General features: G+C 63.0%; 12 protein-coding genes and 2 pseudogenes. 6 read left to right on the top strand and 8 right to left on the bottom strand.

The window, feature by feature from the left end; genetic code table 11:
• Positions 1-184: 184 nt before the first annotated feature.
• Positions 185-1,540 (bottom strand): sigma-54-dependent transcriptional regulator, encoded by a 1,356-nt coding sequence (locus tag ACZ5TO_RS21765; RefSeq protein ID WP_464800662.1) that lies wholly within the window; start codon positions 1,538-1,540, stop codon positions 185-187.
• Entirely contained in the window at positions 1,537-3,360 is a 1,824-nt protein-coding gene (locus tag ACZ5TO_RS21760; protein WP_464800661.1) for a sensor histidine kinase, read from the bottom strand. The genes ACZ5TO_RS21765 and ACZ5TO_RS21760 overlap by 4 nt, the downstream gene beginning before the upstream one ends.
• A 151-nt stretch (positions 3,361-3,511) precedes the next feature.
• Between ACZ5TO_RS21760 and ACZ5TO_RS21755 the strand changes: the two genes are divergently transcribed.
• The gene (locus tag ACZ5TO_RS21755; RefSeq protein ID WP_464800660.1) at positions 3,512-4,435 is read left to right on the top strand and encodes a LysR family transcriptional regulator; all 924 of its coding nucleotides are present in this window, start codon (positions 3,512-3,514) and stop codon (positions 4,433-4,435) included.
• On the opposite strand, the gene ACZ5TO_RS21750 is transcribed toward ACZ5TO_RS21755, so the two are convergent.
• From ACZ5TO_RS21750 to repA, 5 genes are all read right to left on the bottom strand, one after another.
• The gene (locus ACZ5TO_RS21750; protein ID WP_464800659.1) at positions 4,386-5,114 is read right to left on the bottom strand and encodes an SDR family oxidoreductase; all 729 of its coding nucleotides are present in this window, start codon (positions 5,112-5,114) and stop codon (positions 4,386-4,388) included. The two genes, ACZ5TO_RS21755 and ACZ5TO_RS21750, sit on opposite strands and share 50 nt — an antisense overlap.
• A 96-nt stretch (positions 5,115-5,210) precedes the next feature.
• The gene (locus ACZ5TO_RS21745) at positions 5,211-5,504 is read right to left on the bottom strand and encodes a DUF6074 family protein (protein WP_184140631.1); all 294 of its coding nucleotides are present in this window, start codon (positions 5,502-5,504) and stop codon (positions 5,211-5,213) included.
• A gap of 90 nt (positions 5,505-5,594) precedes the next feature.
• Entirely contained in the window at positions 5,595-6,878 is a 1,284-nt protein-coding gene (gene repC / locus ACZ5TO_RS21740) for a plasmid replication protein RepC (protein WP_464800658.1), read from the bottom strand.
• Positions 6,879-7,034: 156 nt separating this feature from the next.
• Complete coding sequence (gene repB / locus ACZ5TO_RS21735) at positions 7,035-8,054, bottom strand: plasmid partitioning protein RepB (protein ID WP_464800657.1); 1,020 nt, start codon at positions 8,052-8,054, stop codon at positions 7,035-7,037.
• Positions 8,055-8,056: 2 nt separating this feature from the next.
• Positions 8,057-9,265, bottom strand: coding sequence for a plasmid partitioning protein RepA (repA, locus tag ACZ5TO_RS21730; protein WP_464800656.1), 1,209 nt, complete (start codon positions 9,263-9,265; stop codon positions 8,057-8,059).
• A gap of 918 nt (positions 9,266-10,183) precedes the next feature.
• Between repA and ACZ5TO_RS21725 the strand changes: the two genes are divergently transcribed.
• From ACZ5TO_RS21725 to ACZ5TO_RS21710, 4 genes and pseudogenes are all read left to right on the top strand, one after another.
• Positions 10,184-10,432 carry a type II toxin-antitoxin system Phd/YefM family antitoxin gene (locus ACZ5TO_RS21725; RefSeq protein WP_464800655.1) on the top strand — a complete coding sequence of 83 codons (249 nt, stop codon included), beginning with the start codon at positions 10,184-10,186 and terminating at the stop codon, positions 10,430-10,432.
• Entirely contained in the window at positions 10,429-10,890 is a 462-nt protein-coding gene (locus tag ACZ5TO_RS21720; RefSeq protein WP_464800654.1) for a PIN domain-containing protein, read from the top strand. The genes ACZ5TO_RS21725 and ACZ5TO_RS21720 overlap by 4 nt, the downstream gene beginning before the upstream one ends.
• Positions 10,887-11,484 (top strand): annotated as a pseudogene (locus tag ACZ5TO_RS21715) (recombinase family protein); the annotation flags it as partial. The gene ACZ5TO_RS21720 and the pseudogene ACZ5TO_RS21715, both read left to right, overlap by 4 nt.
• A gap of 138 nt (positions 11,485-11,622) precedes the next feature.
• On the top strand, positions 11,623-11,889 hold the full coding sequence (locus ACZ5TO_RS21710) for a PIN domain-containing protein (RefSeq protein WP_464800653.1): 267 nt from the start codon (positions 11,623-11,625) through the stop codon (positions 11,887-11,889).
• On the opposite strand, the pseudogene ACZ5TO_RS21705 reads toward ACZ5TO_RS21710, so the two are convergent.
• Positions 11,882-12,173, bottom strand: a pseudogene (locus ACZ5TO_RS21705) (site-specific integrase); the annotation flags it as partial. The gene ACZ5TO_RS21710 and the pseudogene ACZ5TO_RS21705 sit on opposite strands and share 8 nt — an antisense overlap.
• Positions 12,174-12,339: 166 nt before the next feature.
• On the opposite strand from ACZ5TO_RS21705, the gene ACZ5TO_RS21700 reads away from it, so the two are divergent.
• Complete coding sequence (locus tag ACZ5TO_RS21700) at positions 12,340-13,572, top strand: PAN domain-containing protein (RefSeq protein ID WP_464800652.1); 1,233 nt, start codon at positions 12,340-12,342, stop codon at positions 13,570-13,572.
• Positions 13,573-13,608: the final 36 nt, after the last annotated feature.

The raw sequence follows: 13,608 nt of genomic DNA, 5'->3' as shown, positions 1-13,608 counted from the left end.
TGAAACGACCAGCCGGCATGGCTCCTCCCGTGCCGGTACTGGTTGGGAAGACAGTGACGCATGGGACATTCGAGACAAGCGGCGACGGCGGAAGCCCGTCAAGTTTACCGCCGTAAACTGGTTGCCATGGGTGGAAGCGGGGACAAAGGGCGGCAAGGACGGGTGGATTTCCACCCATCGGAACTTACAGATCGCTCTGAAGCAAGTCCGTGCCGAGATTCCTGTCGAGCCCGTATTTCTGCATCTTCTCGTAAAGCGTCTTGCGGGAAACGCCGAGTTGTTCGTAGACGGGCTTGAGGCTCCCGCCATGCGCGGCGAGAGCGCTGGCGATGAGGCCGCGCTCATAGGCGGCGACCTTGTCGGCCAGGCGCTGCGGAGCGCCGTCGCCGCCGGCCTCCTCCGGCGCACCGTCGAGACCGAGCACGAAACGGTCGGCCGCATTGCGCAACTCCCGCACATTGCCCGGCCAGGAGCGGCCGGCGACGTCGGCGATCAGCTCCGCCGGCACCTCGACGTCGGCGCGGCCGTAGCGCGCCGCCGCCTCCCGCACGAGCTGGAGGAAGAGGAGGGGGATATCCGCCCGCCGCTGCTCCAGCGACGGCACATGCAGCGTCGCGACATTGAGACGGTAGAAGAGGTCCGCGCGGAAACGCCCGGCCGCCACCTCGTGCGCCAGATCCACCTTGCTGGTCGCGAGAAAGCGCACGTCGAGCGGCACGGCCTCGTTCGAGCCGAGGCGCGTGATGACGCGTTCCTGTAGCACACGCAGGAATTTGGCCTGAACATCCACCGGCATGGAACCGATCTCGTCGAGCAGGATCGTACCGCCGCGGCCGTGCTCGAACTTGCCGTAACGCGGCCTGAGGGCCCCCGGAAAGGCGCCGATCTCATGGCCGAAGAGCTCGCTTTCAATGAGGTTCTCCGGAAGCGCGGCGCAATTGATGGCGATGAATGGCTTGCTCGCGCGGGCGCTGATGTCGTGCATCGCCCGCGCGACCACCTCCTTGCCGACGCCGGTCTCGCCGATGATGAGCGTATCGGCATCTGCCGCGCCGATGGCGCGAAGCCGATAGCGGAGGTCGACCATCACCTGGGTGCGGCCGGGCAGGCGGGCCTCGATATCGTCCCGCTTGCCGGCAACGGCGCGCAGGCGCCTGTTGTCGAGGACAAGCGCGCGGCGTTCCATTGCCCGCCGGGCAATGCCGGCCAGATGCTGCGCGGCGAAGGGTTTTTCGATGAAGTCGTATACGCCGGCACGCATCGCGCTGACGGCGAGCTGCACATCCGCATGGCCCGTGACGAGGATCACCGGCACCTCCGGGTCCACCTCGCGAATGCGCTGGAGCAGCGTCATGCCGTCCATGCCGGGCATTCGGATATCACTGACGACTACACCAGCGAAGGCGTAGCCGACCAGCTCCAAAACCCGCTCCGCGCTGGAGAATGTCGTTACATCGAGGCCGGAGAGCTCCAGCGCCTGCGCGGTGGACCGGCGCATCTCCTCCTCGTCGTCAATCAGGAGGACGCGGGCATCCGTCATTCCGCTGCCTCCTGCACCTCTGCCGCGCTGTCGAGCACGACGCGGAAGGCGGCGCCAACGCCCGGTCGACCGGAGACGGAGAGACTCCCACCGAAGTCTTTGATAATGTTGTAGGAAATGGAAAGGCCGAGCCCGAGGCCGCGGCCAACGCCCTTCGTCGTGAAGAACGGATCGAAGATGCGCTCGGCAATGGCCGCCGGCACGCCGGGCCCGCGGTCGCTCACCTCGATGGCAATGCGTCCACCCGCGCGTCGTGCCGACAGCGTGATTTCCCGGTTCTCCAGCCCCTCGACGGCGTCCGCGGCATTGCTGATGATATTGACGAGGACCTGCTGCAGGCGCACCGGCCCGGCCTGCACCACCAACCCCTCTTGCTCCAGATCGACCATAAGCCGCGCATCCGCCGCTTTCAGCCGCGGAGCGACGATCTCCATCGTGTCGGCGATGACTTCGGGGAGGGGAACCGGACCCAGCTTCTCGTTCGGCTTGCGGGCAAAGTTGCGCAGGTGACGGCTGATGGAGGCCATACGGTCGATGAGGGCTGAAATGCGCCGCACGTTGTCCTGCGCTTCCGGCACGCGGCCGCGATCGATGAGAAGGGCGGCGCTGTCGGCATAGGTCTTGGCGGCGGCGAGCGGCTGGTTGAACTCGTGAGACAGCGCGGCCGACATCTGGCCAAGACCGGCAAGCTTGCCCGCCTGGATAAGGTCGGCCTGCGTCTTGCGCAACTCCTGTTCCGTGAGCCTCCGTTCGGCGATCTCCAGCTCGATCTGCTCGTTGACGCGCGCAAGATCGGCGGTGCGTTCCTCCACCCGTTTCTCCAGCGTGTTGCGTGCCTCCTCCTGAAGCCGCAACCGCTCGACCACCCGGGCGCGGCGTTGCCAGAGGATGGCGGCGGCGAGGGCGGCAAGGCAGATGAAGAGCAGGACGGCGACCAGCGTCGTGCGGGCCTGCGTGCGGACGGACGCCGTGTCGAGCAGGACGTTCACGGTCCAGTCGGCCTCGGGCATGTATTGCGACAGCCGCAGATACTCGCGTCGCGTGCCGCCCTCAGCGATCTGCATCAGTTGTTGACCGTGGTAAACTGCCTCGGAGACGGGCAGGGGGCGGAGTTCAGCTTCCGCATAGCGACGCGAAGCCTGGGTGCGCGCCAGCCGCGGCGCGTCGAGCGGCAGGATGCCCGTATAGAGCCATTCCGGGCTGCCGGTCATGAAGATGATACCTTCGGGATCCGCGACGAAGATCTTGTATTCACCGCCGCGCCAGGAATTTTCGATGGAATCGATATCGACCTTGAAGACGATGACCCCGAGGATCTTCCCGCTTTCCTCGACAGGCGCCGAGAAATAGTAGCCGCGCTTCAGCGACGTGGTGCCGAGTGCGTAGAACCGGGCCTGCTGCCCAACGATGGCGCTCTGGAAATAGGGACGGTAATGGAAATTCTGGCCGATGAACGTGCCGGGAACGTCATAGTTGCTGGCGGCGATCGTGTTGCCATCCGGTGTCAAGACATAAATATCCGAGGATTCCAGTAACTGATTGATTCCTTTCAGATACTCGTTCGCCGCTTGGCGAAGGGCGGGCTCGGTGGGCGTCTGCAGCAACTCTTCGATGATCTCATGGTCGGCGATCAGCGCGGGCAGGGGCTCGTAACGGCTGAGATGGCCGGCGAGCGCCGCGACGGCGAGCCGCAAGGCCGAACTCGCCTGAAGCGAGGCCTCCTCCATGTAACTGCGGGTCAACAGCGCGCCGCCCTGAAGAATGGCGAGCACGACGATGATGGGCAGGATCGTGAAGGCCAGGGCATGGCGAAGTTTCATCGAATGGCGGCTCCTCTCCGCCCTCCATCCTACCGATAGGCCTTCACGTTTCATAGGGGGAGGGGAGGGGAGGAGGATGAAGGGCTCGTAGCGGTTTCGGCATCGCCGGCGATTTGCTAGAAGACGACTTGCGCAACAGCCGGGGCGGTTCATGCATCCAAGACAATTGAAGACGTTCCTGGCCGTCGCCCGCTGCGGCAACATCACCCGGGCAGCCGCCGAGGTGCATCTTGCCCAGTCGAGCGTCAGCGACCAGATCCAGGCATTGGAAGCTGAGATGGAGACAGCGCTTTTTCATCGCGCCCGCTCCGGCATCACCCTCACCGAGGCCGGCCGCGCATTCCTGCCCTTTGCCGAGCGGCTGGTGCTCGTCGGTGAGGAGGCGCGGATCGCCGTGCGCCAGGCGGCGGGCATTGCCGCCGACACGCTCTCCATCGGCACGCTCGAAACCATTGCCGCAAGCAAGCTGGCGATGCTGTTGCCGAAGTTCGCCGCAGCCCATCCCGACATCGCGATCCGGGTCACCGTCGCATCGAGCGGCGAGCTCTCCCGCCAGCTTGCCGCCGGCGACCTCGATCTCGCACTGTCCTTCTTCGGCCCGGGGGCCGACGACCGTTTCAAATCGCGCAAGGTCGCCGACGAACCGCTCGTGCTCATCGCCCCCGCCTCCTGCCACGACGGGGGAGGGGGGTTCGACCGCCTCGCGCGGGAAGCCTTCATCGCAACGGCGAAGGGCTGCACCTATCGCCGCATGTTCGAGGAAGGGTTCGAAGCGGCCGGGTTCGCACCACCGGCTCCCGCCGCCGAGGTCGCCAGCATCGGCGCGATCGTTCAGATGGTCGCGGCGGGCGGCGGCCTTGCCCTTGTGCCGCGGCTCGCCCTTGCCGGCAATGCCGGGGCTGACCGGGTAACCGAGCTCGAATGGCCGCGGGCAGACGCCGCCGCACCGCTCCACCTCTTCTGGCGGCACGGCACGGTCCGACGCCGCGCCATCGCGGCCTTCCTCGATTTCGCGCGAACCGGCCTCAGATCAGCCGATGCCCGCCTTCGACATGCAGCACCGAGCCCGTCGTAAAGCCGTTCTGCATCAGGAACAGGATCGCATCGGCGATATCCCCGGGCTGGCCGACGCGGCCGACGGGCAGTCGCTCGGCCATGGCCTGCAGGGTGGCCGCCTTCGCATCGCCGGCCACGAAGGACCAGATCGGCGTGTCCACCCAGCCGGGCGAGACCGCATTGACCCGGATCGGCGCGAGTTCCACCGCAAGCGCCCGCACCAGTCCCTCAAGCCCGGCATTGGCGGAAGCGACGACGGAGCCGCGTGCCGAAGGACGATAGGCGGCGATGCCGGACGTATAGGTGATCGACCCGTTGGCCTTCAGCTTCGGCGCTCCATGCTTGGCGAGGAGCAACGGCCCGTAGACCTTGCTTTCCATGACACGCCGAGCCGCGGCAAGCTCGATATCCGGCAGCAGCCGGTAGGCGCCTTCGATGTCGGCCGCCGTGGCGACGATATGGTCGACGGCATCGAGCTCGGCGAACATGCGCGCCACCTGAACTTCATCGGTGATATCGCAGGCTATGGCGCGCGCATTACCGCCGAGGCTTTCACGGGCGGCGGACAGCTTTTTCGCGTTGCGGCCAAGAATGACAGTGCGGGCGCCCCGCAAGGCGAGCCTTTCCGCCAGCGCGAGGCCCATGCCGGAGCTTCCCCCGGCGATAACAATACATTGTCCTGAAAAATCGTTCTGCATCTTGCATCTCCCGATTGGTTACGGAATGCAGATGCCCCGGAGGCGGTCCCGAAGGGAAACGGAAGAAACCGATGGTTCAATCGGAATTTCCGATGATCAATCGTCCGTACCATCATGCAGGCGAAGAAGCTCCTGCTGGACCTCTTCCTGGAAGGCGAAGACGGCAGCGCGAGCCTGGCTCTCGTCCGAACCGAACTTGCGCAGCTCCGCCGCCAGTTCCCGGCAGACCCTCAGCCAGTAGAGACGCGCGTCCTCGCCGTGAAGACCGTCCAGCTCGCCGGCGCAACGTCGCACATGCGCTGTGCGGCGCTCGGCGGGGAAGGGGACGACCGGGCTGGTCTTGGCAGGGGTCGAACGGCGGCGCTGTTGCGCCGAGGCATGTGACGGCATTGATTCGGTCTTCCTTGTCTTCCGCCCATGATTAGGAAGTCCATGGTTAACGTGCGGTTTCCAAAGCCGAATCCATCGCCTTCCCCGCCCTTATCCGGCACGCTTTGCCGGCGTACCGTTTGCCCGCGCCAGCGCCATCAGCATGGGACCGAGGGTGAATTCGCCGCGTTCGGCCCGGCGCGTCAGATCCCGCAGGTATCCGCCGGCCGAGTTGATGTGCCCGGCCCGCTCAAGAATGCAGGCGATGACCGTCGCCGCATTCTCCGGCCCGAGCACCTCGCACGCCGCCTCATAGGCCGACGGGCTGATCGCAAGCATCGAACGCACGACCACCGCGGCGGTCATCAGATCCCGCCAGCCCGAAATGGCCCCGCCGGGTCCGAACGCCACGATTTCCGGGCAGGCCTGAAGGACGAGGCCCAGCGGATAGGGCTTGTGCGGCTCGGCCGGCGCCGGCTTCTTCTGGCTGGCCCGTCTCCCTTCCGATATCCTGTCGTCCATCCGATCCAACGGGGTGGGCGGCTGATCGCCGGGTTCGGCATCGCTTCCCTGCTTCGGTTCGAAGCGAGGTTCAAGGTCAGAGGTGGAGTCGGGTTTTGAATTCTGTTTGTGCCGCTCAGTTTGATCGGCATTGCCCGCCATATTTTGAGAAATAACCTGTCGTTCCAGGCTGTTGAGGATATCGTTCCGGAGGGCTTCGAGTTCGGCGAGGATCGGCGTCAGGATTTCCACCGTCGCAACCCGCGGCAGGGAAAGAACGAGCCGGCGATAGGCCGCCTCATACCCCATCCAGTCACCGGCAAGGCCATCCTCCAGGCCGGTCTCGATCAGCTTGGCGATGTCGCGGCGAACAAGCGTCACGCGCTCGCGCAGGCGCCGCAGCAGGAGGCGCTCGGCCGTCACCTGTGCCGCCGTCTGCTCGATCTCCCCTGCCCGGGCGAGAAGGGGCGCGAGAGAGAAACCGAACGCCTCGCCGACGGCACCTTCGCCGTCTCGCCGCACGTAGCGCTTGCCGTTCGGGCTGTCACGCCGAGTGAGGAGCCCCGCCGCGACGAGTGCGGCAAGATGCCGGCGCAGCGTCGTTTCCGCCATGCCATGCGTGCGCAGGGAAAGCTGGGCGTTCGAGGGAAACACCACCAGGCCATCCTTGCCGGAAAGCTCGGTCTTCGGATGAAAGCTCAACAGCGCATTCAGCACGGAGAGCGCCCGGTCGCTGATGCCGAGCTTCGGCTTTGCCTCGCAGAGCCAGCGATAGAGCTTCCACTTGTCGATGCTCGCTTCCGGCGCGATCGTCCTCGCCAGCGCCTGGCTTGCCAGCATGCCAAGCGTCATCGACCGCCGCCCGAAGGGCGTCGTTATGCCGTCCGTTTCCATGTCTCTTCACCTTTCAACAGGCAAAAGAGACCCCATCACCGGAACCGGTGCCGAAAAGGCTTGACTGCGATTCGGGGAAGTGCGATTCTCAAGCTGCTAAACGATGAGAAGGGCTTCCGCGACGGTAACGTTGAGGGGGCCTTTTTCTTTTGCGGATCAATCTCCTGATTTGTCTTTGCTTTCCGCCCTGTACGCCTCGTAGAGGCGGTCAAGGTTGCGGGTGATGTAGGCGCCGAAGGAGGCCGCTTCCGACGCCTTCAGCGCAATCGTGTACTGGCGGCCATTGGCCTTGATGCTGGCCTTCACGTTCCTGCGCTCCCATATGGCGGGCACGACAGGCCGGCGGACGGCCATCGGCACGTCGCTCTTCGAGAGGAAACTGCTGACGAGGTTGAACCGCTCTTCCGGCGAACGCGCCTTGACGCGATCACGGGCGAGGAATTCGACGGCGCGGTCCTCGTTGGCCGGTTCGTCGAAGCGTGTCGCCAGCTCGTGCCAGCGGTCGCGGCCGATGGCGAGCGCCGGCCCGATGCCCGCGCGCACCGCCTTCGGAATGCGGTTCACCACGGAAAGCATCTTGGAAACGGTGGTCTTGTCGGCGCTCAGCGCCGCCATGATCGTCTCGCGGTCGAAGCCGCGCGCCTCCAGTTCCCCGGCGAAGGTCGCGCGTTCAAGGAAGGAGAGATCGGCGCGGGCGCTGTTCTCCTGGCCCTGCGCGATGACGTGGTCACGGTCGGAAAGCGCCCTTACCACGGCTCGGACGGGCCGGCCGAGCAGGCGCGCCGCCTTGGCGCGGCGATGGCCGAAGGCGATCTGGTAGATGCCCTGCCTGGTGGGATGCGGGCGAACGAGGATCGGCGAATCCTGCCCGCGCACGCGCATCGCCTCGACGAGCTCCTGGAACTGCTGGTCGGAATGGGCGAGGCGGTCCGAGATGAAGGAATCCTCGATCTGGTCGGCCTCCAGCTCGATGACCACCTCGCCGGCCGTCAGCTTCGCCTCGATCTCCTTGGCTGCATCCGCCTTGGCGGCAAGCGCATCGATGCTGCGGGTCACCGCGCCGAGCGCGCCGATGCCCTTGTAGGTCACATGCTGCCGGTGCTCTTCGACGGGGTTTACCGGCGTCAACTTCTCCGCCGGTGCCATCAGGTTTGAAAGAACGTTCTTGCGCGCCATGATCAACGCCCCCATGCCTTGTGAATGAGCTCGACGATCTCCGTATTGACCGCCTCCATGGATTCCAGCGCCCGGTCATAGGTGGCGCGGGTAAACTGACTGCGCTCGACCTCGTAAAGCGTCTGGTTGGTGAGCGCTGCATCGGCGATGGCGACGCTGCGGACCATCGGGTTGGTCAGCACATGCTGCTTGAAGAGCGAGCGCATGAAGGCGACCATCTGCGTCTGCGGCCCGTCGGCCGGGTCGTAGCGGGTAACGAGATAGCGCAACCAGTCGAGGTTCATGTTGCCGCCCGCGCTTTTCAGCGTGTTCAGCACCTCGCCGAGCATCTGCAGGAACTGGCACATGGACATGACGTCGAGCATCTGCGGATGCACGGTGATCAGCGCCGCCGTCGCGCCACAGATGGCGCTCATCGTCAGGAAGCCGAGCTGCGGCGGGCAGTCGATCACCACGACGTCGTAGTCGTCGGCGACCGAGGACAGGGCCTCGTCAAGCCGCGCGAAGAAGATGCGGCCGTAATCGCCGCTGTTGCCCTGCGCCAGGATGCGCGGCGTGTCGTGCTCGAACTCCATCAGTTCGAGATTGCCGGGCACGATGTCGAGGCCGGGGAAATTCGTCTTGCGGATAATCTCCTTCAGCGGACGGCGCTGGTCGTCGTAGCGGATCGCGCCGTAGAGCGTCTCGTTCTCGTCGACGTCGAATTCCGGCTGGAAGCCGTGGATCGCCGAAAGGCTTGCCTGCGGGTCGAGGTCGACGGCGAGCACCCGGTGGCCGGTGAGCGCCAGGTGCTGCGCCAGATGCGCCGTCGTCGTCGTCTTGCCGGAACCGCCCTTGAAGTTGACGACCGCGATGACCTGCAGATGCTCGCCATTGCGCCTGCGCGGCACGTAGCGCTGGCCGCGGCTGTTCTGCTCGAGATAGGCGCGCATCTCCTGCAACTGATCGGCCGTATAGGAGCGGCGGCCGGACGGCGTCACCTGCGGCAGGGGCCCCTTGGATTCCAGCGACAGGTTGCGCAGATACCCGCTGGTGACACCGAGGAACCGCGCCGCCTCGCTGAGCTGGAACTGGCGCAGGCTCTTCTGTGCGACCGGCGGAAACATCTCCAGCCGATGCTGCTTCAGCTTGTCGGAAAGTTCGTGCGCCTGGCCGATGATCAGTTGATCGACCTCGGAAATTGCCTGCCCGAACGTTGTAGCCATATTCATGCCAAGAATCTCAAAGTGCGATTTCAAACCCATTTTGCGGTTTAAAACGCATTTAGAAACTGATTCTGACCGGGGAGCAAGGCAATAATGGTTACGCGCCGAGCGCGAAAGCGCTGGCCCATCAGTAATTTGGAGAGATTAATCCATTGACGCCGGCCTGCCTATCGGCATCTCCGAATCAACTGGGGAAAACGGCGGGTTTCCTCATGCCTCGACATAGCCGCGTCGGCGGTGCCGCGCGATCTGCCGCGCCAGGACGTTTTTGGCCTCCGCGAGCGTCGGATGAAGGTTAGGTTACGACCTCCTGTCGGTCCCGCCATGAAGGTCCCGGCCAGTGGCAGGCCGCGCGACGCGCAATAGGCCTCATCCTGTCGCTTCTAGTCGGGATTGGAAACGTCATGCTCGCCCTACTTTGTGCGCGCAGGCGACGTTGTGTTCCGATCGCGCGGCGAGCGAAATACAGCTACCGCTCTGGACGAGCAGCTAGCCGTCATCGTTCCCCATGGCGTGCTGCTCAGGGGCGGGGCCGAGGGGCGTAAGCGCAAGCATCGGCTTGAATAAAGGATGGCATAAGCAAAATCGGTCTCTTATCTGGACATAGCAATCGCATGAGAGCGCCTGGGTGCTGCCTCCTGAGGCGGCACAGTGGAGGCCCGTGCGTGTCGCACGGATATCCGTGGCCGTTCCCCTGCAGGCCGCCAAAGCACGACCTCAGCACATGGACCGTCACCGACGACTGGCCCGACCCCGTTCCGGTCGCGGAAGCCGAGATCGAGGTGTTCGAGCGATGGTTCGGCGACCTATTCGATCAACTATTCGGCCCGGACACCGGATGATCCAGACATTGAAAATCAGCGTTGAGATTCGTCCTTCAATGGACTATATGTGGTCACATATGGCTACATATGGAGGCGCAACATGCTGACCATCAATCTCAGAGACGCCAAGGCTGGATTTTCCGGCCTGGTCGATGAAGCCGTCAAGGGAGAGATCGTGACCATCACCCGTCATGGCAAGCCCGTTGCGGCCCTGGTTTCGGTCGAGGCGGCTGAGATCGCGCGCAAAGCGCTTGATCGCAAACGGGCGGGCCTTGTCAGCTATCTCAGGACGTTCCCCGGCGGAGAGTTCCCGCGCAACCGCAAACCATCGCGGGATGTCGAGCTTTGAGCGGCTTCCTTCTCGACACCAATGTCGTCTCCATGCTGGCACCGTCGAAGTCGGAAGCATCCGCTTACTTCCTCAACTGGTTGGACCGCATGGATGCCGATGGACGGCTATTTCTGTCGGTCGTATCCATTCATGAGATCGAGAAGGGAATCGCGCTCCTCGACCACAAAGGGGCAACAGTAAAAGCCGCGAGCCTGAAAGCATGGCTCAGCGGCCTTGTCTCCGCATACGATGACAAGATCATTGGCTTCGATGCGCAGGCCGCCGCAATCGGCGGGCGGCTGGAAGCAAAGGCGCTTGCCGCCGGTCACGACCCCGGCATGGCGGACGCCGTGATTGCCGGGACCGCCGCAGCGCATGAACTCGTCATCGTCACCCGCAACACGAAGCATTTCCTGCCATTCGGTATCGCCGTGTTATCACCCGACGAGGCCGCCGCACAAGGAGACCCGACATGATCGCTTCCACCGTGCCGCTACGCGCCGCCCTTTACCTGCGTGTCTCGACGGCGCGGCAAGCCGAGCATGACGTTTCCATCCCCAATCAGAAGCGGCAGGGCGAAGCCTATTGCGAGGCCCGCAACCTGCAACTGGTCGAGACCTATATCGAACCCAGCGCATCGGCGACCAACGACCGCCGCCCCGAGTTCCAGCGCATGATCGAAGCGGGAACATCAAAGCCCGCCCCCTTCGACGTGGTGGTGGTCCATTCGTTCAGCCGCTTCTTCCGCGATCACTTCGAGTTGGAGTTCTACGTCCGTAAGCTGGCAAAGAACGGCGTGAAGCTGGCTTCGATCACACAAGGGATGGGGATGACCCCATGCACGTCATGATGCGGCAGATCATGGCGCTGTTCGATGAATACCAGTCCAAGGAAAACGCCAAGCACGTCATGCGGGCCTTGAAGGAGAGCGCCCGGCAAGGCTTCTGGAATGGCTCGTTTCCTCCTATCGGCTATCGCACCGTCGCCGCCGAGCAGCGGGGAGCCAAGACAAGAAGAAGCTGGAAATCGACCCGCTCCACGCTGACACGGTGCGACTGATCTATCGCGTCGGCAATCGTGTGATCCTCGAACCACTCGACGACGACACTATGCCTTGGGCAGCAATCGACAAGCTGGGCGACACACCTTTCATTGCCCGAGGGGCGCGAGCAGCCTTCCATGCCGGCTGATCGGGCCATGTTCGACTGATGATCCATCTCGATACTAACGTCGCGATAGCGCTCCTGAACGGGCGACCGCGCCAGCTCCGTGAGCGCTTTGACGAGGCGCGCAAGGCAGAGACTCCACTGGGGCTGTCGGTCATTGCCTATCACGAGTTGATGTATGGTGCTGCAGCAAGCGAGCGTCGACACGACAACGAGGAGAAGATTGCTCTGCTCATTGCTTCCGGTGGCATTTCGTTGATTGACTTCGATACGGCCGACGCAGACGAGGCTGCGGACATTCGTGCATAGGCAAGCTCACGACGACGTAGCACGTCGATCCGCTGGATCTCCTGGATGGCACCGCGTTTCGTTGGCGAAACCTCGCGCTGATAGCGCTCCAGTAGTTCGCCGAGGGTGGTAGTTTCGAGGATCCGCGTGTTTGGAGCGGCACCGAAGCGATCGACCTGGGTCTCAAGCTCGCGTGCCCACTTCTCTGCTTCTAGCTTGCTGTCGAAGGACTTGCACCGAGGCTTCATGCCGCGCCGACGCACCTGGGCTTGCCAGCGTCCTCTGAGCTTGCGGATCGTTGCCATCGTGATCTCCAACGGCTTGTTGCTGTCGATCACGCGTAGGATGCCCCTGGAGGGGAGCCAAGGATTATCCCGGCACGAAGACGTTAACTGCTCTCGACAGGAGGTGCTCACCATCATTGTCAGCAAGCGCAGATTATAGTTTCATGGAAGAGCTGAGGGGCTAGGTATGCGTGAGATAATTCGTTCCGTCGTCGCGAGCGTTTTCGCTATAACGCTTGTCGCAAGCGCGACTGAGAAAGCGTTTGGAGAGGTCCAGACGTTCGGCCCTTTCGCCGTCGATAGCGCAAGACCAGACCTCATATCATTGAACGGCTTGATTGATGCCGGATCAGCGCTGAACTTCCGACGCGCTCTCCAGGCTGCTCCGGACGCCAAGCTGATCACGCTTAATAGCCCCGGTGGGAACGTGCAGATGGGGCTGTTGATTGCCGACGATATCCATCAGCGAAAGCTCGCAACGTATATTCCCAAAGAAAGTAAATGCTATTCAGCATGCTCCTTCGCCTTCCTGGCAGGAAACGAGCGGAAGGTCGACGGAGAGCTCGGCGTTCATCAGATATCTTCGGATTCACCTGATCTCGTCGGCGCGCAGCTAGCGATCTCGGACATCATCGAAGTTCTGAATCGCTTCGATACGCCGATGGACGTGATGCAGGTCATGTTCAAGACGCCGCCTGACGACATGCATATATTCAGCCAGGACGAGATTAAACGCTACGGATTGAACCGAACCGCAAGCCAACAATCAGACGAATTGGCCGCATCTCGTCAGAAGACCCTGACGGCGACCCAACCTGCCGATGCAAGTGGATCGTCCGGCAATCAAAAGGGAACTTCTGATCAGCCAACAGCCGACTCTCTTCAGGCCGGCCTACCTCAAGATACAGCACTCTCACCAATCGAAGAATTCACCAAGAGGCCAAACCGTGTAGCGATCTACACCGGCTTGGATCTATTCGGTGACGACATCTCTTCCATCCGAGTCGACGATGCTGCGTCATGCGCAAAGAGCTGCCTGGTCATGGACGGCCAGTGCAAGGCGTTCACCTTCAATACGAATCCAAGGCTCAGGAAGGGACCGAACTGCTTTTTGAAGTCGAGTGCCGGACGAGCAGATGGAAACAGTGTAGCTTTCTCAGGGCGCTTCCTGAGCGGAGCTGAGGCAGATCCATCAGCTTTCACAATGGGTGTTATCGATCCTCAGACTGCGCTGTTCGACAATGTCGATTTGCCGGGTGGCGATCTTTCACGACGTCCGCATCAGTCAGCAAAAACGCCGCTCGCCTGTCGATTGGCCTGTGTAGACGAAGCACTGTGCATCGCGTTCACATACATCAAGGCTAAACGAGAGTGCTGGCTGAAAGGTGCGATCGGAACACCGCTGTTCGGTAAAATATGATCAGTGGTCTGAAGAAACTTGAAACCTTCTCACCAG

It is taken from the genome of Shinella sp. Sh6, from assembly GCF_055392685.1.
The sequence above is the reverse complement of the archived record's forward strand: the minus strand, read 5'-3'. Positions and strand labels throughout refer to the sequence as shown.